Consider the following 20,609-nt stretch of genomic DNA (forward strand, 5'->3'; position numbering starts at 1 on the left):
ATCACCCTTGAGGAGCGGCGTATATGAGCGGCGCACGAACAAGCGCGCTTGCAGCCTTGCGCGGCCAGATCGAGCGCATCGAGACGGCGGAGGTCGTGCATCATCGCGACCGTGTCGCGCTCGGCCATAGCGAAGTCGACAGCGCGCTGAAGGGCGGGCTCGCACGCGCGGCAATCCACGAGGTATTTTGCGAAGGACGTCAGGGCGCGGCCGCGACCGGCTTTGTCACCGGACTTGCGGGGCGCATGACGGCACGCAAACCGCTGCTGTGGGTGCGGCAGGATTTTTCGGACATTGAAGCCGGCGCGCTGTCGATGAGCGGGCTCGCCGAGATCGGTCTCGATCCGCGCCGCATGGTGATGGTGCGCGCCGCCGACGTGGAGAGTGCGCTGCGGACGTCGGCCGATGCGCTCGCCTGCGATGCGCTGGGCGCCGTCGTGCTCGAGCTCTGGGGCGAGACCAGGCAGTTTGATCTTGTGGCGAGCCGCAAGCTGACGCTGGCTGCGCAGTCTTCTGGTGTCACCGGCTTGCTGCTGCGGATGGCCGCGCAACCTTTGCCCTCAACCGCCGAGACCAGATGGATGCTTCGCGCGGCGCATTCGTCGCCGGGCGCGATGTGGAGCGCTTGGGGGGCGCCGCGCTTCGATGCCGAGCTCCTGCGCAATCGTCATGGCCCGTGCGGCCGGTGGATCATGGAATGGAAATGTGATGAGTGCCAGTTCTCTGAATCGTCGGCGTATCCTCAGCCTGTGGCTGCCGCGCCTGCCCATCGATCGGATCCAGCGGTTCTTCGGCAACGTCGGACTGCATGAAAATAATGCACCCAGCATCGTCGTTGCCAAGGACAGCAACGCGCTGGTGATCCATGCGCTGGACGAGGCGGCCGAGCGCCTCGGTCTGCATATCGGCCAGCCCCTGGCCAATGCCCGGGCGATGTGTCCGGATCTAAAGGTGTTCGACGCCGATGCCGTGGCTGATGCGAAGACGATCGGCGACATCGCCGACTGGTGCGACCGCTTCACGCCGCTTGTAGCGCTCGATCCGCCGCACGGGTTGTTTCTCGACATCACCGGCTGCGCGCATCTGTTTGGCGGCGAGGCTGCGCTGTTGCAAACCCTTGTCCGTGCCCTCGATCGCCAGGGCTTTGCCGTCAGCGCGGCGATCGCCGGCACCTCGGTCTGCGCGCGCACGCTGACGCGGCAATCATCAGGGACCATCGTTGCCGATGGCGGGGAGGCGGCGGCAATCAGCCGGTTTCCGGTGTCCGCGCTCGGCGCGGGCGAGACCATCAGCACCGGTTTGCGCCGCGCCGGCTTGAAGACGATCGGCGATGTTGCCTCGCGCACGCCGAGCGAAATCACGGCGCGGTTCGGTGCGCGGTTCTCCACGCTGCTCGCGCATGCGCTGGGGCAGGGCGATGCGCCGATCAATCCACGAAAGCCGCTGCCCGATTACATCGTGGAGAAACGCTTTGCCGAGCCGATCGCGACCGACACCATGATCGCGATGACGCTGTCGCGTCTGGCGGATACGTTGATTGCGTCGATGGAGAAGCAGGGCAAGGGCGCGCGCCGGCTGGAGGCCACATTCTTCCGGGCCGATGGCGCGGTGCGCGCGATCATGGTCGAGACTGGACGTCCCGTGACGCGGAGCGCGGTCGTCGACCGGCTGTTCCGCGAGCGTCTCGATGCCCTCGTCGACCCGCTCGATCCCGGCTTCGGCTTCGACATGGTGCGGCTGTCGGCAAGCCGCACCGAGATCGTGGTGCAGGAGCAGCGCGATCTCGACGCCCATGTCCACGACAATGACGAGCTTGCCGCGCTGATCGACCGCATCGCCGCGCGCATCGGCGGAAAGCGCGTCGTCGTGCATCTGCCGCAGGATACGCATATCCCCGAATGTGCGGTGCTGGCCGCGCCGGCGCAGCATCATCTCGCCGTGGCCATGCAGGCCGAATGGCCCGCGCGCACCGAGACTGAGCCGCCATTGCGTCCGTTGCGGCTGTTCGACAAGCCTGAACCGATCAATGTGCCGTTCGCGACCGTGCCCGACGGGCCGCCGCATCAATTCACCTGGCGCCGCGCGCAGCATGCGGTGGTGCGGGTGGAAGGCCCCGAGCGCATCGCCATGGAATGGTGGCGGCAGGACGGCAAGCAACTGACGCGGGACTATTTCCGTATCGAGGATGCCGAGGGCCTGCGCTTCTGGATCTTTCGCGACGGTCTTTACGAGGGGGAGTGCTTCGACGGCGACGGCAAGCCCGCTCCTCCCGGTTGGTATGTGCACGGTCTCTTCGCATGAACATACCCGCTTATGCCGAGATCGGCATCACCACGAATTTCTCCTTCCTGCGCGGCGGCTCGGATCCGCGCGCCTATGTGCACCAGGCCAGCAAGCTCGGCATTCCCGTGATCGGCATCGCCGACCACAACACGCTCGCCGGTGTGGTACGCGCCTACAAGGAGCTCGACAATGACAAGGTGCTGCACAAGCCGAAGCTTCTGATCGGCACCCGCATCGTCTTCATCGACGGCACGCCGGATATCCTGGTCTATCCGCGTGACCGCGCCGCCTATGGCCGGCTGTGCCAGCTTCTCACCCGGGGCAAGCGCGGCGACGACATCACGCGGATCGCGAAGGGCGAATGCCATCTCACCTTCGCCGATCTCCTTGCGTTTTCCGAAGGCCAGCTCCTGATCCTGACGCTGCCGCATCGCTTCGATACGGCGCAAGCGCAGGACACCCTCGCCAAGCTGAAGGCAAGTCGCGCCGAGGGCGTGTGGCTGGCGGCGAGCCTGGTCTATCGCGGTGACGACCGCCGCCGCCTCGCGCAGCTCGATGATCTCGCCTCAAAAGCAAAAGTACCGCTGCTTGCGACCAACGAGGTGCTCTATCACCACCCCGCGCGCCGTCCCCTCCAGGACGTGCTGACCTGCATCCGGGAAAAGACCACGATCGAGGCGGTCGGCCGGAAGCTGGAAGGCAATGCAGAACGGTTTCTGAAGGCGCCCAGGGAGATGGCGCGGCTGTTCCGCGATTTCCCTGAGGCTGCCGCGGAGACCATGCGTTTTGCGGACAAGATCGCCTTCTCGCTCGACCAGCTCAAATACCAGTATCCGGATGAGCCGGTACCACGGGGCAAGACCGCGCAAGGGCATCTGGAGGATTTGACCTGGGCGGGTGTCGACAAATATTTTGGCGGCGAGATCGACGACAAGCTGCGCGCCACCCTGAAGAAAGAGCTCGCGCTGATTGCCGAACTGAAATACGCGCATTACTTCCTCACCGTGCACGACATCGTGCATTACGCGCGCAGCCAGAACATTTTATGCCAGGGGCGGGGATCGGCGGCGAATTCGGCGGTCTGTTACGTGCTCGGCATCACCTCGGTCGACCCGACCAAAGTCGATCTGCTGTTCGAGCGCTTCATCTCCAAGGAGCGGCTGGAGCCGCCCGACATCGACGTCGATTTCGAGCATTCGCGGCGCGAGGAGGTGATGCAATATGTCTATCGCCGTTACGGCCGCCATCGCGCCGCAATCATCGCCACCGTCATTCATTATCGCCCGCGCAGCGCCATCCGCGACGTCGGCAAGGCGCTGGGCCTGACCGAGGATGTCACCGCGGCACTCGCCGACACCGTCTGGGGAAGCTGGGGCAAGGGCCTCAACGACATGCAGGTCAGGCAGGCCGGCCTCGATCCGCAAAATTCCATGATCAACCTCGCGGTCGAGCTCGCGACCGAGCTGATCGAATTCCCGCGTCATCTGTCCCAGCATGTCGGCGGCTATGTGCTCACGCAAGACCGGCTCGACACCTATGTGCCGATCGGCAATGCCGCGATGGATGATCGCACCTTCATCGAATGGGACAAGGACGATGTCGACGCGCTCAGCATGATGAAGGTCGACGTGCTCGCGCTGGGCATGCTCACCTGCATCCGCAAGTGCTTTGATCTGATCGAGCAGCACAAGGGTGAACGCTGGATGCTGGCGAGCGTCCCGCAGGATGATTCCAAAGTCTACGACATGCTGTGCGACGGGGAGTCGCTCGGCGTGTTCCAGGTCGAGAGCCGCGCCCAGATGAACATGCTGCCGCGGCTGAAGCCACGGACCTTTTACGACCTCGTCATCGAAGTCGCGATCGTGCGGCCGGGACCGATCCAGGGCGACATGGTGCATCCGTATTTGCGGCGGCGGAACCGCCTGGAAAAGGTAAGCTATCCGTCGCCGTCACCGGAGCATGGCGACAAGGACGAGCTTTACAATGTGCTGCACAAAACGTTGGGCGTGCCGCTGTTCCAGGAGCAGGCGATGCGCATTGCGATCGAGGCGGCAAAATTCACCTCCGAGGAAGCCAACGGCCTGCGCCGCTCGATGGCGACCTTCCGCAATGTCGGCACCATCGGCCAATACGAGGAGAAGCTGATCGGCAACATGGTCGCGCGCGGCTACGATCCGAACTTCGCCAAAAGCTGCTTCGACCAGATCAAGGGCTTTGGCTCCTACGGTTTTCCGGAGAGCCATGCCGCAAGCTTCGCGCAGCTTGTCTACATTTCCTCATGGCTGAAGCATTATCACCCTGATGCATTCTGCTGCGGCCTGCTGAACTCGCAGCCGATGGGCTTCTACGCGCCGGCCCAGATCGTCGGTGATGCCCGCAAGAACGGCGTCGAGATGCGCGAGATCGATGTGACCTACAGTTTTGCGCAGAGCACGCTGGAGCAGGGAAACGGCGGATATTGCGCGGTACGTCTCGGCTTCCGCCAGATCGACGGTTTCCACTGGCTGGATGAGGATGAGGAAAGGCTCAAAAGAGGCGCGTCCCGGAATGACCATGTGGAGAGAGCGCCCGACTGGGCCGATCGCATCGTCGCCGCCCGCAACCGCCGGCCCTTCACCTCTCTGGAAGACTTCGCTCGCGACACCGGACTGCCCAAGCGCGCGCTGATCCTGCTCGCGGATGCCGACGCGTTCCGCTCGCTCGGGCTCGACCGCCGCGAGGCGCTGTGGCAGGTGCGTCGCCTGCCCGACGATGTTCCGCTGCCGCTGTTCGAGGTGGCCACCGCACGCGAGCAGCCGGACGAGCACGCCAGGCCGTTGCCGGTGATGCCGCGCGCCGAACAGGTGGTCGCGGACTACCAGACCATTCGGTTATCGCTGAAGGGGCATCCGATGGAATTTTTGCGCGAGATGTTTACGCGCGAGCGCATCGTCGCCTGCAAGGACATCAATCATGAGAACGAGCGGCGCCGCGTCCGCTGTGCCGGCGTCGTGCTGGTACGGCAGCGGCCGGGCAGCGCCAGCGGCGTCGTGTTCATGACACTGGAGGACGAAACCGGCATCGCCAATGTCGTGGTGTGGCCGAAGATCATGGAGCAGTACCGGAAAGAAGTGATGGGCGCACGCCTCATCCTGGTCGAGGGCTACATCCAGAGCAGCCCAGAAAAGGTGACGCACCTCATTGCCCAGCGCATGATCGACCGCTCGCACGATCTGGTCGGCCTCGCCAACGACGCCCTCGGCCGCAAGCATCCGGTGCCGGCAGGCGCCGCCCCGATCGAGCCGCTCAACGACGATCCCCGCGCCCACCCGGATGCGCCCGCGCAAAAACTTCGCCATCCCCGCAACGTCCGCATCCTGCCGCCGTCGCGGGACTTCCATTGAGGGTGTGGGCCGCGCCGCTCTCGCACCGTCACCCTGAGGTGGCCGCTTCTTCAGCGGCCCTCGAAGGGCGACGGCCCGGCTGCCAGCTCGGCCATTCATCCTTCGAGGCTCTTCTTGCGATGCTTTACATCGCAAGCTTCGCACCTCAGGATGACGGAAAGGCAGGGACGCGCATGCCCGCCTAGAAATTCACCCGGTTCGAGATCGCGCCGTCCACCACCAGATTGGAGCCCGTGGTGAACCCCGACACCGGGCTCGCCAGAAACACCGCTGCGCTCGCGATCTCCTGTGGCGTGGCCATGCGGCCGGTGGGGTTACGCTTCATCGCATCATTGTAGCGCTCGGGCATGTTCTGCTCGATCGTATTCCAGACGCCGCCCTTGAAATAGACCGTGCCGGGCGAGACCACGTTGACGCGAATCTTCTTCTTCGCGTACTGCCGCGCGAGCCCCTTGGCCATGTGGATCAACGCCGCCTTGATCGGGCCATAGGAGCTCGCCGTGTCCGCTTGCGCCGCTGAGATCGAGGAGATGATGACGAAGGCGGCGTCGCCGCTGCTCGCACCGCTGGCCTCGAGGAACGGCCGCGCGGCGTCGAACGCGTGCACGGCGCCGAGCAGGTCGAGCCGAAAATTCTGTTCCCACGATGCGGCATCATGGCCCTGCGCCATCGCACCCGCGTTGGAGAACAGCATGTCGATGCCGCCAAGCTCCTTTGCCGCGCTCTCGATCCAGGATTTCAGTGCCGCGCCGTCGGTGACATCGACGGGGCCGCCGGTCGCGCGGATCCCGCTGGCCTTCAACTCCGTAACGGTAGCGGCAACCTGATCGGCGTTGCGTGCACACACCGCGACATTGCTGCCTTCGCCGGCCAGCGTCGCCGCAATCGCCCGCCCGATGCCGCGCGTGCCGCCAAGCACGACGGCGTTCTTGCCCTTGAGACCGAGATCCATTGTTTGGTTTTCCTTTTTGTTGGTCGCCCGCTGTCGTCGCGAACAAAGCGCAGTGCCTCTCCACTGTCGTCCTGGCGAAAGCCAGGACCCATTACCACAAACCTCCGTTGCTGTGCGATGCTGTGGCCAAAGCGCATTTCAACAAAAATCGACCGGGGTAATGGGTCCTGGCTTTCGCCAGGACGACGCCGAGCATGTGGTCGATCGCGCCGCTCACATCGAGGGCCCTCACTCCGGTGCCGCGCCCACCGGCGGGCCGCCGGGCGGGCGGTGCAGGTACGTCAGTGAAACGTAGGCGCCGGCCCAGGAGCCGATCGCCGCGAAAGCCACATAGAAAGCATTCTCGGTGTAGCTGATCACCGCATAGGACGAGAGCATGTACCAGACCGCGCTCCAGTTCGCCGCGGGCACGCGCTTGCGCGCGATCACGGCCGAGGTGAACATGACGTAGACCGCGTCGGTGGCCGCCGTTGCAATGAACACGGCGCCTGCCGTGAGGGGGTCGATGGCGGCCATTGCATGTCCTCGTGTGCTAATGCGATGGTCGCAAACTAGAGGGAGAGAAGGGTCATGCAAAGCCCCGCCGAGATTCTCAGTGGTATCTGGACGTCCGCCGGCGGTGACGCCGCCGCGCTTGCGCGCGTGCGGCTGACGGGCGAGGAGCCGCAAATCCCGTCTTCGTTCCGCGTCGCAATTGCCGGCCAGACAACGATCGCCGCCGCCGGCCTTGCCGCCGCCGAAATCTGGAGATTGCACAGCGGCGAGGCGCAGGACGTTAGCGTCGACCTGCGCCATGCCGTCGCCGAATGCCGCTCCGAGCGCTACTTGCGCGTCGACGACAAGCCACCGCCGCCCGCCTGGGACGCCATCGCCGGCGTCTACAGAACCGGCGACAACCGCTTCGTCCGCTGCCACACCAATTTCCCGCATCATCGCGACGCCGTCTGCAAGGTGCTTGGCTGCGAGCCCGAGCGCGAGAAGGTGCAGGCCGCATTGATGCAATGGAAGGGCGAGGATTTCGAGACCGCGGCCTACGCCGCGGGCGGCGTCGTTGCGCTAATGCGGAGTTACGACGAATGGTCGGCGCTGCCGCAGGCCCGCGCGCTTGCCGAATTGCCGCTGGTCTCGATCGAGAAGATCGGCGAGGCCCCGCCGAAGCCATGGCCGCAACGACTGCCAAAAGGCGATCGCCCGCTCTCCGGCCTGCGCGTGCTCGATCTTTCGCGCGTCATCGCGGGCCCCGTCGCCGGCCGCACGCTCGCCGCGCACGGCGCGGATGTGCTGCTCGTGTCAGGCCCCGAACTGCCGGCCATTCCGTGGCTGACCATCGACACCGGCCGCGGCAAGCTCACCACCTTCATCGAGCTGAAGAGCGAGGCCGGACGTGCGCGGTTGCGCGAGCTCTTGAGAGACGCCGACATCTTCTCGCAAGGCTATCGCCCGCGCGCGCTTGCTGCTCTCGGCTTTACGCCGGAGGACGCGGCGACAATCAACCCCGGCATCGTCTACGTGACGCTGTCGGCCTATGGCCATGCCGGCCCCTGGGCGGAACGGCGCGGCTTCGATTCGCTCGTGCAGACCACGACCGGCTTCAACCATGCCGAGGGACAGGCTGCCGGCATTGATGGACCGAAAGAATTGCCGGCACAGATGCTCGACCACGCCACCGGCTATCTGATGGCGTTCGGCGCGATGATGGCCAAGGCCCGCCAGGCCCGCGAAGGCGGCAGCTGGCACGTGCGCGTGTCGCTGGCGCAGACCGGGCGCTGGCTGTGGAATCTCGGACGGCTCGAAAATGGCCTGAACACCCCGGATATTACGGGCGAGGCCGTACATGCTGCATTCATCGAGAGCATGCCATCTGGCTTCGGCACGTTGAAGGCGGTGCGCCATTCGGCACTGCTGTCGAAGACGCCGGCGCAATGGAGCCGTCCGGCGAAGCCGCTCGGCAGCCATCCGGCAGAGTGGCCGGTGACAAGCTGACGTGAAGCTGACGTGTCGCAAATTTTTAACGCAAACCGAAAGGCCGCCAGCGTTTTTTAGGTTGTTTGAAATCACAATTCGGCACTATTAGCGCGACCGATGAGGCCGGCATCCGCCGGTATCATCGCAGACATGACCGGGCCCCATGGTAGTTGAAAATACCAAGCGATTGCAGGTGCTTACAAAACAACGGATGATTACATCCGTAGTTTTACTAGCTCTTGCCGGTGCCGGGGCCTACGGCTTCCTCCATGCGGGAGCCAAGGAGAAGAGCCACTCCGAGATCTCCAGCCAGTCGCGCAGAAATGCGCAGAACTTCACGCCGACGCCGTCGGAATGGGCGACGCTAACGATCGAGCCGGTCAAGGCCAAGACCTTCCGCGCCGAGTATGTCACCGAGGGCAAGGTCGCAGTCGACGAGGACCGTTCGACGCCGGTGTTTTCGCCCTATGCGGGTCGGGTGACCAAGCTGCTCGCCAAGCCCGGCGAGGTGCTGAAGCAAGGTCAACCGCTGTTCACAATCGAGGCCGCCGACACCGTGCAGGCCCAGAACGATTTCATTGCGGCGATGAGCTCGCAGAACAAGGCGAAGTCGGCGATCGATCTTGCCGACATCCAGTTCAAGCGCGCCAAGGACCTCTATGAGGGTCATGCCATCCCACTGAAGGACTATCAGCAGGCGGAAGCGACCCAGGTTCAGGCGCAGAACGACATGCGCTCCTCGACCACGGCGCTGGAAGCCGCGCGCAACAAGCTGCGTATCCTCGGCTTCACCGACGAGACCATCAAGGCGTTCCAGGACAAGGGCGTCATCAATCCGGAAGTCACGATCTATTCGCCGATCGCGGGCACGGTCGTGCAGCGTAAGATCGGCCCCGGCCAGTACGTCAATTCGGGCGCCAGCGATCCGGTCTTCGTCGTCGGCGACCTCTCCACGGTCTGGCTCACCGCCTTCGTGCGCGAGAGCGATGCGGCTGCCGTGTGCATCGGGCAGGACATCAGCGTCAACGTGATGGCGCTGCCGGGCCGCCCCTTGACTGCCAAGGTCAACTACGTCGCCGCCGCGATCGATCCGAACACCCGCCGCTTGTTGGTCCGCGCCACTATCGACAACAAGGACGGTCTGCTCAAGCCGGAGATGTTCGCCAACGTCACGATCTATTCGTTCGGCGACCGCGCCGCGCCAGCGGTACCGAAGCAGGCCTTGATCTACGAAGCCGACAAGGTCCGCCTCTGGGTCGCACGCGAGGACAAGTCGGTCGAGCTGCGCGAGATCAAGATCGGTCTCATCAATGGCAATCTCGTCGAGGTCACCAGCAATCTGAAGCCCGGCGAGCAGGTTGTCACCAAAGGCAGCCTGTTCATCGACCGCGCGGCGTCCGGCAGCTGATCGACGGGCCGGGAAAAAGACAAGCTGAAGACCTGAATGGATCGCCTCGTCGCCCTTGCCGTCAACCGGCGCTTCCTGATGGTCGGGATGTTCGTCGCCGTGCTCATCGGCGGCCTGATCGCGTTCAACCAGCTCAACATCGAGGCTTATCCGGATCCGACCCCGCCGATGGTCGACATCGTGACGCAGAGTCCGGGCCTGTCGGCGGAGGAGATCGAGCGCTACATCACGATTCCGATCGAGACCCAGGTTGCGGGTCTGAAGAACGTGACGACCATTCGCACCATCTCGCTCTACGGTCTCTCCGACGTCAAACTGCAGTTCTCCTTCGCCTACACCTATGACGAGGCGTTGCAGCAGGTCTTGAACCGCCTGGCGCAGCTCGCGCCGCTGCCCGGCAACGTGCAGCCGCAGATCTCGCCGCTCAGCCCGATTGGCGAAATCTTCCGCTACCGTCTCGTCGGTCCGCCGAACTACAGCGTGCTCGACCTCAAGACCATCCAGGACTGGATCCTCCAGCGGCGCTTCCGTGCCGTGCCCGGCGTGATCGACGTCACCGGGTGGGGCGGCAAGAGCAAGACCTACGAGCTCCAGGTCGACTTCAACAAGCTGGTCGCCAACGGCCTGACGCTGCCGCAATTGCTCCAGGCGGTCGGCAATTCCAACGTCAATGTCGGCGGCAATACCGTCAATATCGGTCAGCAATCGGCCGTGGTGCGCGGCGTCGGCCTGATCCGCTCGATCGACGACCTCGCCAACACCATGGTCTCGCAGACCAACGGCAATCCGGTGCTGGTCAAGGACGTCGCCACCGTGACCGTGGGCCAGAAGCCCCGTCTCGGCATCGCCGGCCTCGACGAGGCCGACGACATCGTGCAAGGCATCGTCCTGATGCGCCGTGGCGAGCAGAGCTCGCCAACCATCAAGCGCGTCCACCAGCTCGTTCAAACCATCAACGAGTCCAGCATCCTGCCGCCCGGCGTGCGCATCGAGCGCATCTACGACCGCGGCGACCTGATCGAGCTCACCACCCATACCGTGCTGCACAACATGGTGGTCGGCATTCTCTTGATCGTGCTGCTGCAGTGGATATTCCTCGGCGATCTCCGCAGTGCGCTGATCGTCGGCGCCACCATTCCGTTCGCGCTGTTCTTCGCGGTGATCATCCTGGTGCTGCGCGGGGAATCGGCGAACCTGCTGTCGGTCGGCGCGATCGATTTCGGCCTGATCGTCGATGCCACCGTGATCATGGTGGAGGCGATCTTCCGGCGCCTGACGCAGACGACGCCGATGTCGGAATCCGAGCAGATGTCGTCCGAGACGCTGTTCGGCATGAAAAGCCACGCCATCCTCAGCGCGGCGGCCGATGTCTCACGTTCGATTTTCTTCGCCGCGGCGATCATCATCGCGGCCTTCCTCCCTCTGTTCACGCTCTCCGGCGTCGAGGGCAACATCTTCGGGCCGATGGCGCGCACCTATGCCTACGCGCTGGCCGGCGGACTGCTTGCGACCTTCACCGTCACCCCGGCGCTGTCCGCGATCATCCTGCCGGCGCATGTCAGGGAGACCGAGACCAGGGTGATGCTGATCCTGCATCGGATCTACATGCCGGTACTGCATTGGGCGGTCGCCAACCGCGGCATCATGCTTGGTGGCGCGTTCGGCCTCGTGCTGATGACGGTTGCGCTCAGCCGGTTGCTTGGCCTCGAATTCCTGCCGAAGCTGGAGGAGGGCAATCTCTGGATCCGAGCCACGCTGCCGCCGACCATCTCGCTCCAGGAAGGCAACTCCTACGTCAACGAGATGCGCAAGGTGATCCGCGCGCGGCCTGAAGTGGAATCCGTGGTGTCGCAGCACGGCCGCCCTGATGACGGCACCGACGCCGCCGGCTTCTTCAACGCCGAGTTCTTCGCACCGCTCAAGCCCGCGAGCCAATGGCCCGGCACCCGCGATAAGGAAGAGCTGACCGCGCAGCTGCTCAAGCAGCTCGACGATCGCTTCCCCGGCGTCGAGTTCAACTTCTCGCAATATCTCCAGGACAATGTGTCCGAAGCCGTCTCCGGCGTGAAGGGCGAGAATTCCATCAAGCTCTTCGGCAGCGATCTCCAGGCGCTGACCGACACCGCCAACAAGATCAAGTCGGTGCTGGCAACCGTGCAGGGCGTCACCGATCTTGCGGTGTTCACCTCACTCGGGCAGCCGACCATCCAGATCGACATCAACCGTGCCAAGGCCGCGCGCTATGGCCTTGCGCCGGGCGACATCAACGCCACCATCAAGGTCGCGATCGGCGGCGACACTGCCGGCGACATCTATGAGGCCGGAAGCGACCGCCACTTCCCGATCATCGTTCGTCTCGCGCCGGAATTCCGCAGGAGTGCCGAAGCGATCCAGAATTTGCGGATCGGCGCGCCCGGACCGAACGGCACCGTCACGCAGATACCCCTGAGCGAGGTCGCCACCATCAGCCTCGTCTCGGGAGCGGCCTACATTTATCGCGAGCAGCAGGAACGCTATCTGCCGATCAAATTCTCGGTGCGTGAACGCGACCTCGGCAGCGCGATCCGCGAGGCGCAGCAGAAGATCGCCGATCAGGTGCAGCTGCCGCCCGGCGCGCACATGGATTGGGTCGGCGAATTCGGCAATCTCCAGGACGCGATCCGGCGATTGTCGATCGTCGTGCCGATCTCGCTCGCGCTGATCGGCGTCCTGCTCTGGTTCAATTTCGGCTCGATGACCGACACGCTGCTCGCCATGAGCGTGATCCCGATGGCGATCTTCGGCGGCGTGCTCGGTCTCTTGATCACCGGCACCGCCTTCAGTGTCTCGGCGGCCATCGGCTTCATCGCGCTGTTCGGCATCGCCGTGATGGACGGCATCATCATCCTGTCGCAGTTCAACCAGCTCATCGAAGAGGGCATGGACCGCATGAGCGCGGTGATACGCACCGGCGAATTGCAGCTTCGGCCGGTGCTGATGACCTGCGTCGTCGCCGGCATCGGTCTGTTGCCGGCCGCGCTGTCGGAAGGCATCGGCTCGCAGGTGCAGAAGCCGCTCGCGGTGGTCGTGGTGACAGGCATGATGCTCGCCCCCATCGTGATCCTGGTGACGCTGCCGGTGCTGATCTCCTTCTTCTCCCGCCGCGCACGCTGACGTCAAAATCCGTAGAGTTGCGCCGGGTTTTCGACCAGGATCTTCTTGCGTACATCCGCATCCGGCGCCCACACCGGAAGCTGGTTGAGCAGGCGGCCGTCGTCGATCTGGTAAAGCGGTGCGATGTCGGTGGCTTTGCGTCCCTCGACACGGCTCGAATCCGGATGCGGCCAATCAGTCCCCCAGACGACGCGGTCCGCGTTCGCCGCGATCAGCGCGCGGGCATAGGGCACCATGTCCTGATAATCGGGCGCGAGCTTCGACGAGCGGTAAGCGCCGGAAATCTTGACATAGGCCTTGCCGGATTTCACCAGCGCGACCAGGTCGGCAAATCCCGGCTGCTCCAGCCCGAGCGAAGCCTCAAGGCCGCCGAAATGGTCGAATACAACAGGTACCGGCGCCGTCTCGACGAGGTCCTTGATCGCCGAGATCATGGGCAACGTGGTGTAGAGCTGCACGTGCCAGCCGCGCGCCTTCATGCGCTCGACTGCGGCGGTGAAGCGCGGCCGGCCGACATTGGGGTCGTTGACGCCGCCGGTCGCGAGATTGAGGCGGACACCGCGAAAGCCGTCTGCCTGCATCGTGTCAAGCTGGGCCTCGGTCGTTTTGTCGTCGATCACGGCCACCCCGCGCGCGGCCGCGCCACGCGCCTTCATGCCGAACAGCGTCGAGGAGTTGTCGGTGCCGTAGACACTCGGTGTCACGATCACAACGCGCTCGATATGCAGCGCCTTGTGCAACGCGGCCATTTCCTCCGGCGAAGCCGGCTCCGGCGTGTAGACGCGGCCCGCGAAGAACGGAAATTTTTCGACATCGCCATGGATGTGGGTGTGACAGTCGCAGGCATGGGCCGGGACGTCGAAATTGACTGGCGTCGCGGGCTGCGCGGCACGTGCGTGGGCTTTGTTCGACATGGCAACTCCGGCGGCAAGGGAGGCAAGCAGGACGCCGCGTCGGCTGAGCATGGTTTCTCTCCCCGTTTTGTTATTTGGCAGTGGCGTCGGGACAGTATCACATCAGCCCGGCAGCCGCTGCGCTTCGCTGCATAGCTGCTCGACGAGGTCCGCAAGCGGGCGTGAGCCGTCGACGCGCACGACCGGGCAGGGCAGCTTCGCGAGCCACGCCTCATCTTTTGCGAGACTGCGGCCCTCGCGATCGCCGGCTTCGTAGTGCGAGGCCCAATCGACGAACGACTCCGCCTCCTCATGACGCCAGCCACCCTGTGCGACGGCATCCGCTCCGAAATGCGTAGCCTCGCGGCCACGCAGGCGCTGCAAGCGAAGCTCGCGCGGCGTCGTCACAAAGACGACGAGATCGAAGAATGGGACGAGCTCGTCGCCCCAACCGGTGACCGTCCCGCTCAGCACCCAATCGAGCCGCGGCAAAAACATCTCGCGCATCAGGCGCAGACGCTCGGCGGCGGGGCGCGTGGTCTGGTAGGGCGGCGCCGTCGGCAGCCAGAAATAATCATCGCTGTCGTGATGCGGCAGCGCTAGCAGGCTCGCGAGCGCGCGGCCGATCGTCGTCACGCCGGAGCCGGAAGCTCCCATCAGATGGATGCGGCGGCTTTTCATCGGCACCGAGCCAGACGATTGAAACTACTGCCCGGACGGCGTGCGCAGGCCGTGCCAGGCGTCGCGGACCTGATGGTAGTGCACCTCGGGCAGATAGTCCGGCGTGTTCAGGCTCAAGGTCTTGACGTCGAGATGGCCGACGGCGCTGAGCAGGGTGTAGGAGGCGATCACGCGGTCGCGATTGGCGCCGATCAGGCGGGCCTTGGCCTGGATCAGATCGGCCTGCGAGTTCAGCACGTCCACCGTCGTGCGCTGTCCGCCGGCGGCCTCGCGCTGCACGCCCTGGAGCGCGACGGTCGCCGCTTTTACTTCGGATTCCGAGGCCGAGACCGCGATCTTGGCGCCTTCATTGGCAACCCAGGCGCTGACCGCCGCCGTGCGCGCCTGGTTGCGCACCTGGTCGAGCACGAGCCGGCTCTGCGCCGTGATTTCCTTGGCCTGCCGGGTCTGTGCGGCGGCCTGGCCGCCGTCGTAGATCGGCACGGTGACATTGGCGACGATCGAGGCCTGGTCTTCGGCGAAGGTGCCGAGCGTCGGGTCGTTGTTGCGGCTCTTGCTGGCGCTGCCCTGGACGCTGGCGCTCGGCAGCAGCGCGCCTTCGGCGACGCGGATATTGGTGGAGGCGACGTCGACGTCGAAGCCTGCCGCCATCACCGCCGGGTGCTGACGGATCGCCATCGTCAGCGCGTCTTCGCGGCTCTTCGGCAGATAGCGGTCGACGACGTCGGCAGCGCGAAGCTGCGACGGCGCATTGCCGATCACCTGCGCGTAGATTGCCTGGCTGACCGCCAGCGCGACTTCGGCGGCATTGAGATCGGAAAGCCCGCGGTTGAGCCGCGCCTCGGCCTGGGCGCTGTCGGTCGGCGTGACGTCGCCGGCGTTGAGGCGCCGCTGGGTGACCGAAAGCGTTTCGCGCAGGAAGGCGACGTTGGAGCGTTGCGCCTCGACCAGCGACTGGTTGGCGAGCACGTTGGTGTAGGCGGTGACCCCGTCGAGCAGCACGCCCTGGCCGAAATTACGCAGCGCCTCGCGGCCCGACTGCACCTGGAGTTCGGCGGCGCGCACGTTTTTGGCGGTGCGGAAGCCGTTGAACAGGGTCTGCGTCACGGTGACGCCGATGATCCACGGCTTCAGATTGGCGGTCTGGATGGTGTTGTCGGGCAGCAGGTTGCGCACCGATTGCAGCCCGGCGCTGAGGCTTGCGACGATCTGTGGCCGGTAGCCGGAGAGTGCCTGCGGCACGTTCTCGTCGGTGGCGCGTTGCCGCGCGCGCTCGGCATTGAGCTGCGGATTGGTCTGGTAGGCCTTGGCGAGCGCCTCCGGCAGCGCTTCCGACCATGCGGCGGAGGGCAGGGCGCAACAGAGCGCCAGCGTGGTCCATGTCGCGAGCACAGGAGCCACGCCCGATCGATGCCGCGCCATCACGCGACCAGCTCTGGCGGCACGCCCAATCATGTAATCCCGCAAATCCCGGCTGTCCGCCCCCGCCGACGGCGGCTCTCTTAGCTGTTTAACCAGCCGAGGTCCCGCAGGCAAACTGCCGCGGGGGAAACCCCCATGTATTCCGTGCTTGTTGCAGGTTCGTCACAGGGATTCTGCGGGAAAGCGGCAGAGCCTTACACCAGCCTGACCGCGGGCCTCCTTACCGGTTCTTGTTCACCGGCTTCCGCTTCTCGATGAACGCCGCCATGCCCTCGGAGCGGTCCTCCAGCGCGAAGGTCGAGTGGAACAGGTTGCGCTCGACGCTCATGCCCTCGGCGAGCGTGGTCTCAAAGGCGCGGTTGACCGCTTCCTTGGCCATCGCGACCGCGGGCCGCGACATCGCGGCGATCTTCTCGGCCGCGGCCATCACCTCTTCCATCAGCTTGTCGGCCGGCACGATGCGGCTGACGAGGCCGCTGCGCTCGGCTTCGGCTGCATCCATCATGCGGCCGGTGAGGCAAAGGTCCATCGCCTTGGACTTGCCGATCGCACGGGTCAGGCGCTGGGTGCCGCCGATGCCGGGGATGGTGCCGAGCGTGATTTCGGGTTGACCAAATTTGGCGGTGTCGGCCGCGATGATGAAGTCGCACATCATCGCGAGCTCGCAGCCGCCGCCGAGCGCGTAACCCGCGACTGCGGCGATCGTCGGCTTGCGGCAGCGTGCAACCCGATCGCCGCCAATCGCGGCAAAATCCTCCGAGAACATGTCGATGAAGCCTTTCGGCTGCATCTCCTTGATGTCGGCACCGGCGGCAAATGCCTTCTCGCTGCCGGTCACGACGATGCAGCCGATGGCGTCATCGGCTTCGAGATCGTCGACGGCCGCGGCGATCTCGCGGAAGACGCCGAAGGAGAGTGCGTTGAGCAGCTTCGGCCGGTTCAGCTTGATGATGCCGACCGCGCCTTTGCTTTCGACGATGATGTGTTCGAACGTGCTCATGCTCCACCCACGCTTTTGGTTGAGCGGGCAATGTGCCCGCTGGCGCGGCGGGCTTCAAGAGGCGCCAAAGCCACCGGAGCAAGGACGGCCGGAACACGCGGCGAGATGCGCGTTCCGGACGAGGTCCCGCGGACCGGAGATCAGGCCAAAATCACCCCAAAGTCACGCCATGAACATGCGCGCGGCGGAGGCCAGCGTCAGCAGCGTGCCGACGCCGATGAAGATTTTTCCGATCAGGGAGCTCTGGTCCCAGGCCGAACTCTGCTGGCTGCTTGCCATCACCGGCGCCGGCCGCGGCTGCGCATCGGTTGCGGCGATCACCGCCTTCTGCGCCGGCGCGTTCTCTTGTTGCAAGGCGCGGTCGATGTCGTTGAGCTGATCGGGTGCGACGACCTGGCTCTCGGGGTTCGGAGCGGCGGTATTATCGGCCGCGGCCTGGACGTTGTCGTTGGCGCGGCCCGTCATTGCGGAGGCGGCAGCCGCGGTCGGCGTATCGGCGGCGGCGAGTTGCGCATTGGCGTTGGCGACTTCCGGCGGCATCTGGCTCGAGGCCGGCGCGTCACGCTTGTCGGCCTTCGTCTCATCGGCCGTTGCCGCGGCCTCCTTTTTGTCGGCCTTGTCGTCGGATTTCTGTGCCGTCTTGGTGCTGTCGCGGTGGCGCGACGTGTGATGCCGCTGCTTGGTCGGCTTGACCGTGTCGGCCTGTTTGCTGGCGCTGTCCGACTTGCTGCTAGCGGCTGAACTCGGCGCCGCCTGCGCAACGCCCCCGAACAGCACGAAAAGCCCGGCCAGGAGAATCAGGGCCGCGCGCCCGCTGGCTTTCATCATGTTGACATCTCCCCAAGTCCGCCCGTCCCGGACCGAACAGAGACCCTGGTGCGTGACGACAGCGGGGCAGAAAGTGGGAATCTTCGGGCCACACCGGGCAAAAGCGCGGCAAACCCTTGCCGTCCCGGCCGGCCGCGGGTGCGTACGGGACCGATCGGTGTTATGAGCCGTCGCAGATCCTGACGGCCGCATCGGTCGCGTGGCCAAGCAAGATCACGAATTCGTGATCTTGCTGATGCCGGCGTAACAAACTGAAAGAGCGGCCGAATTGCATGGTGAGGGGCGCGCGTGCGCGGACGTGAGGACGAGTGGACCGGCCTGATGCGGTCGGCCATGGCAGGCGATGACGCGGCGTATCATCGCCTGCTGAAGGCGGTCACGCCTGTGCTGCGCGCTGCCGCGAGGCGTGGCTTGGCCCGGGCCGGGCAGCCTCCCGACCAGGCTGAGGATATCGTGCAGGAGATTCTGTTGGCGGTGCATCTGAAGCGGCACACTTGGGACAGCGAAGCCCCCTTCGCCCCCTGGCTGTTTGCGATCGGCCGCAACAAGCTGATCGACATGCTGCGGCGACGGGGCAGGCGGATCTTCGTCAATATCGACGATTTCGCCGAGACCTTGCCGGGCGAGGCGCCGCAGGAGACGGTCTCGGCCGGCGAAGTCGCCAGCCAGCTCAATGCGCTGCCGCAGCGCCAGCGCGACGTGTTGCAGTCGATCGCGGTCGACAGCACCTCGATCAAGGACACAGCGGTGAAATATTCGATGAGCGAGGGCGCAGTACGGGTCGCGCTGCATCGCGGACTTGCGGCACTGACTGCCAAACTGCGGGACCACTAGTCATGGATACCGATCAACTCATTCGCTCGCTCGCGGCCGACAACGCCCATCGTGCACCGCGCGTCGGCGCGGTGCTGACAATGGCGCTGCTGGTCGCCGCGCCTCTGTCGATCCTGATCTTCGCCACCTTCCTCGGTGTGCGTCACGACGTGATGAGCGCGATGCGCAACCCATTCTTCGACATGAAGTTCGCGGTCACGCTGTCGCTCGCGATCCCGGCGATCATCGTCAGCCTGCATCTGTCGCGGCCCGAAGCCCTGATGCGCGGCTGGGGCTGGCTGCTGCTGCTGCCGGTCGGGCTGCTCGCGGTGGCGATCGGCAGCGAGGCGATGATGGCGCCGGCCATGCCGATGACAATGCGATTGATGGGCAAGAATTCCAGGGTGTGCCTGTTCGCAATCCCTGCGATGTCGCTGCCGCTGCTTGCCGGGGCTCTGTTCGGCCTGCGCCACGGCGCGCCGTCGCACCCCGCGCTCGCCGGTGCGCTCGCCGGCCTGGTGTCAGCCGGGCTCGCCGCGACGCTGTATGCCTCGCACTGCACCGACGACTCGCCGCTGTTCGTCGCGACCTGGTACACGCTCGCCACCGCGTTGGTGACGGCAATTGGAGCGGCGGTGGGGGCGAGGGTCTTACGCTACTAGCTCGCCGGCTTCACGTCGCCGGCGTCGCGCCCTGCTGCATGCGATGGAAGCGCAGCACCTGCTGCGCCGTCGAGCTGCGCAGGGCCTCGTAAGCGTCGCGCAGCGTCAGCATGTCGGTCTGCGAGCCGCCTGAGAGCTTCTCGCGCAGGGCGATGATGGCGCGGACGCTCGACCATTGCATGGCCGCGACCTTGGCGAGGATCATCACGCCCTCGATCCGGCTTTCGATCATCATGGTCTCGGCGGTCTCGACTGCGACGCCCGCAAGCGCCGCGAGCCCTGCATTGGTTTCGTCGAACTTGCCCTGCTCTGCGAAAGTGGCGACCTGGAGCTCGGTGAGGCGGCCGTCCTCGTGCAGCGACTTCACCAGCGCCCGCGCCATCTCGGTCTGCCGGGTCATGGTGGCGGCGCGGATCCGCTGAGCCGCTTCCTGGACTACGCTGGACACGTCGTCTGCGAGCTCCGGATGGGCGGCCTCCAGCTTCCTGCGCACGGTCAGGGAGGCCTTCGCGACCAGCTTCAAATAATGATGGCGGGGCAGGTCGGGCCGCAGGCCGATGCAGCTGGCGAGGTCGTCGTCACGTTCGGCGCGGGTCACGAGCTCGGCGAGAGTTCCCTCCGACAGTTGCGCGCCCGGATTGCTGACGGTCGATTGCACCACGCCCTCGTCGCCGCGGGTCACCAGCACGTCGCTCAGCGCTTCCGACAGCACCCGCCGCAGCGAGATCGCCTTGAGATGGGCCTGGCCCCTGGTACGCGCGATCTCGATCAGCGTCGCCTCGTCCAGCCGTTCGGATTTCGACAGCACCGGGCCGGAAACCTCGATCACCTCGTCGAGCGCGAGCGTGCGGATGATCTTCGGCGGCGCAGCCGCGATCGGTGCGAGGCGGGCGGCGAGCAGCACCCTGGCGGACGTCTCGATCTGCTCGATCAGGCATTGGAACACGTCGTCGAACACACGAACGTGGTCGTCGGAATAGTCCAAGGCGTTGCCCACGAAGAGATCGGTGACGCGGCGCAGCGTCTCGACCCGGTGCGCAACGGTGCCGTGCGAGAGCGCGGTTTGCAATTCCTCGAGCAGACTCTCGGATGATTTTGCGGATTTGGATCTCATTGCCCTGTCCTGGAGCGTTCGGCCCGGCAGCGGCTTCTGTCGCGCCGGGAGA

The 20,609-nt window shown here is 65.2% G+C and carries 16 protein-coding genes; 8 read left to right on the forward strand and 8 right to left on the reverse strand.

Going from position 1 to position 20,609, the window contains the following annotated elements; all coding sequences use genetic code 11:
* Positions 1-23: 23 nt before the first annotated feature.
* Genes AC0L21_RS17595 through AC0L21_RS17605 form a run of 3 tightly spaced genes read left to right on the forward strand, consistent with a single transcriptional unit; the run spans position 24 to position 5,666 of the window.
* The gene (locus tag AC0L21_RS17595) at positions 24-812 is read left to right on the forward strand and encodes an ImuA family protein (RefSeq protein ID WP_473263078.1); all 789 of its coding nucleotides are present in this window, start codon (positions 24-26) and stop codon (positions 810-812) included.
* Positions 709-2,301 (forward strand): Y-family DNA polymerase, encoded by a 1,593-nt coding sequence (locus tag AC0L21_RS17600; protein WP_473263079.1) that lies wholly within the window; start codon positions 709-711, stop codon positions 2,299-2,301. The genes AC0L21_RS17595 and AC0L21_RS17600 overlap by 104 nt, the downstream gene beginning before the upstream one ends.
* A complete protein-coding gene (locus AC0L21_RS17605) occupies positions 2,298-5,666 on the forward strand; it encodes an error-prone DNA polymerase (RefSeq protein WP_473263080.1) in 3,369 nt (1,122 codons plus the stop codon). Before AC0L21_RS17600 ends, AC0L21_RS17605 begins: the two co-directional genes overlap by 4 nt.
* 181 nt (positions 5,667-5,847) lie before the next feature.
* Here the strand turns inward: AC0L21_RS17605 and AC0L21_RS17610 are convergent, their stop codons facing one another.
* Together AC0L21_RS17610 and AC0L21_RS17615 are read right to left on the reverse strand one after the other, a co-directional pair.
* Positions 5,848-6,618 (reverse strand): SDR family NAD(P)-dependent oxidoreductase, encoded by a 771-nt coding sequence (locus tag AC0L21_RS17610; protein WP_007593601.1) that lies wholly within the window; start codon positions 6,616-6,618, stop codon positions 5,848-5,850.
* A 228-nt stretch (positions 6,619-6,846) separates the two neighbouring features.
* Entirely contained in the window at positions 6,847-7,134 is a 288-nt protein-coding gene (locus AC0L21_RS17615) for a hypothetical protein (RefSeq protein WP_247349873.1), read from the reverse strand.
* 54 nt (positions 7,135-7,188) lie between these two features.
* Between AC0L21_RS17615 and AC0L21_RS17620 the strand changes: the two genes are divergently transcribed.
* The 3 genes from AC0L21_RS17620 to AC0L21_RS17630 all read left to right on the forward strand — a co-directional run bounded on the left by AC0L21_RS17620 (position 7,189) and on the right by AC0L21_RS17630 (position 13,144).
* Positions 7,189-8,601 (forward strand): CoA transferase, encoded by a 1,413-nt coding sequence (locus tag AC0L21_RS17620; protein ID WP_473263082.1) that lies wholly within the window; start codon positions 7,189-7,191, stop codon positions 8,599-8,601.
* Between the two features lie 145 nt (positions 8,602-8,746).
* Entirely contained in the window at positions 8,747-9,991 is a 1,245-nt protein-coding gene (locus tag AC0L21_RS17625) for an efflux RND transporter periplasmic adaptor subunit (protein WP_473263083.1), read from the forward strand.
* A 36-nt stretch (positions 9,992-10,027) separates the two neighbouring features.
* The gene (locus tag AC0L21_RS17630; RefSeq protein ID WP_473263084.1) at positions 10,028-13,144 is read left to right on the forward strand and encodes an efflux RND transporter permease subunit; all 3,117 of its coding nucleotides are present in this window, start codon (positions 10,028-10,030) and stop codon (positions 13,142-13,144) included.
* Positions 13,145-13,146: 2 nt separating this feature from the next.
* Here AC0L21_RS17630 and AC0L21_RS17635 read toward each other — a convergent pair whose 3' ends face one another.
* The 5 genes from AC0L21_RS17635 to AC0L21_RS17655 form a co-directional block, all read right to left on the reverse strand.
* Positions 13,147-14,109 carry an amidohydrolase family protein gene (locus AC0L21_RS17635; protein WP_473263085.1) on the reverse strand — a complete coding sequence of 321 codons (963 nt, stop codon included), beginning with the start codon at positions 14,107-14,109 and terminating at the stop codon, positions 13,147-13,149.
* Between the two features lie 51 nt (positions 14,110-14,160).
* Complete coding sequence (locus tag AC0L21_RS17640; RefSeq protein ID WP_473263086.1) at positions 14,161-14,718, reverse strand: P-loop NTPase family protein; 558 nt, start codon at positions 14,716-14,718, stop codon at positions 14,161-14,163.
* A 24-nt stretch (positions 14,719-14,742) separates the two neighbouring features.
* Positions 14,743-16,173 (reverse strand): TolC family outer membrane protein, encoded by a 1,431-nt coding sequence (locus tag AC0L21_RS17645; protein ID WP_473263088.1) that lies wholly within the window; start codon positions 16,171-16,173, stop codon positions 14,743-14,745.
* Between the two features lie 187 nt (positions 16,174-16,360).
* Entirely contained in the window at positions 16,361-17,140 is a 780-nt protein-coding gene (locus AC0L21_RS17650; RefSeq protein WP_027516881.1) for an enoyl-CoA hydratase, read from the reverse strand.
* Positions 17,141-17,302: 162 nt separating this feature from the next.
* Positions 17,303-17,968: a hypothetical protein gene (locus AC0L21_RS17655; RefSeq protein ID WP_473263090.1), complete on the reverse strand. Its 666-nt coding sequence runs from the start codon at positions 17,966-17,968 to the stop codon at positions 17,303-17,305.
* Positions 17,969-18,256: 288 nt separating this feature from the next.
* Between AC0L21_RS17655 and AC0L21_RS17660 the strand changes: the two genes are divergently transcribed.
* A complete protein-coding gene (locus AC0L21_RS17660; RefSeq protein ID WP_473263092.1) occupies positions 18,257-18,802 on the forward strand; it encodes a sigma-70 family RNA polymerase sigma factor in 546 nt (181 codons plus the stop codon).
* A gap of 2 nt (positions 18,803-18,804) precedes the next feature.
* The gene (locus tag AC0L21_RS17665; protein ID WP_473263093.1) at positions 18,805-19,443 is read left to right on the forward strand and encodes an NrsF family protein; all 639 of its coding nucleotides are present in this window, start codon (positions 18,805-18,807) and stop codon (positions 19,441-19,443) included.
* 10 nt (positions 19,444-19,453) lie between these two features.
* Here the strand turns inward: AC0L21_RS17665 and AC0L21_RS17670 are convergent, their stop codons facing one another.
* Positions 19,454-20,557 carry a DUF2336 domain-containing protein gene (locus AC0L21_RS17670; protein ID WP_473263094.1) on the reverse strand — a complete coding sequence of 368 codons (1,104 nt, stop codon included), beginning with the start codon at positions 20,555-20,557 and terminating at the stop codon, positions 19,454-19,456.
* Positions 20,558-20,609 lie beyond the last annotated feature (52 nt).

Source organism: Bradyrhizobium sp. WSM4873 (assembly GCF_055811355.1).

What these genes read in the sequence shown, in the direction of transcription:
- AC0L21_RS17595 (WP_473263078.1), top strand. Translation starts at nt 24, where the DNA reads ATGAGCGGCGCACGAACAAGCGCGCTTGCAGCCTTGCGCGGCCAGATC.
- AC0L21_RS17600 (WP_473263079.1), top strand. Translation starts at nt 709, where the DNA reads ATGAGTGCCAGTTCTCTGAATCGTCGGCGTATCCTCAGCCTGTGGCTG.
- AC0L21_RS17605 (WP_473263080.1), top strand. Translation starts at nt 2,298, where the DNA reads ATGAACATACCCGCTTATGCCGAGATCGGCATCACCACGAATTTCTCC.
- AC0L21_RS17610 (WP_007593601.1), bottom strand. Translation starts at nt 6,618, where the DNA reads ATGGATCTCGGTCTCAAGGGCAAGAACGCCGTCGTGCTTGGCGGCACG.
- AC0L21_RS17615 (WP_247349873.1), bottom strand. Translation starts at nt 7,134, where the DNA reads ATGGCCGCCATCGACCCCCTCACGGCAGGCGCCGTGTTCATTGCAACG.
- AC0L21_RS17620 (WP_473263082.1), top strand. Translation starts at nt 7,189, where the DNA reads ATGCAAAGCCCCGCCGAGATTCTCAGTGGTATCTGGACGTCCGCCGGC.
- AC0L21_RS17625 (WP_473263083.1), top strand. Translation starts at nt 8,747, where the DNA reads ATGGTAGTTGAAAATACCAAGCGATTGCAGGTGCTTACAAAACAACGG.
- AC0L21_RS17630 (WP_473263084.1), top strand. Translation starts at nt 10,028, where the DNA reads ATGGATCGCCTCGTCGCCCTTGCCGTCAACCGGCGCTTCCTGATGGTC.
- AC0L21_RS17635 (WP_473263085.1), bottom strand. Translation starts at nt 14,109, where the DNA reads ATGCTCAGCCGACGCGGCGTCCTGCTTGCCTCCCTTGCCGCCGGAGTT.
- AC0L21_RS17640 (WP_473263086.1), bottom strand. Translation starts at nt 14,718, where the DNA reads ATGAAAAGCCGCCGCATCCATCTGATGGGAGCTTCCGGCTCCGGCGTG.
- AC0L21_RS17645 (WP_473263088.1), bottom strand. Translation starts at nt 16,173, where the DNA reads ATGATTGGGCGTGCCGCCAGAGCTGGTCGCGTGATGGCGCGGCATCGA.
- AC0L21_RS17650 (WP_027516881.1), bottom strand. Translation starts at nt 17,140, where the DNA reads ATGAGCACGTTCGAACACATCATCGTCGAAAGCAAAGGCGCGGTCGGC.
- AC0L21_RS17655 (WP_473263090.1), bottom strand. Translation starts at nt 17,968, where the DNA reads ATGATGAAAGCCAGCGGGCGCGCGGCCCTGATTCTCCTGGCCGGGCTT.
- AC0L21_RS17665 (WP_473263093.1), top strand. Translation starts at nt 18,805, where the DNA reads ATGGATACCGATCAACTCATTCGCTCGCTCGCGGCCGACAACGCCCAT.
- AC0L21_RS17670 (WP_473263094.1), bottom strand. Translation starts at nt 20,557, where the DNA reads ATGAGATCCAAATCCGCAAAATCATCCGAGAGTCTGCTCGAGGAATTG.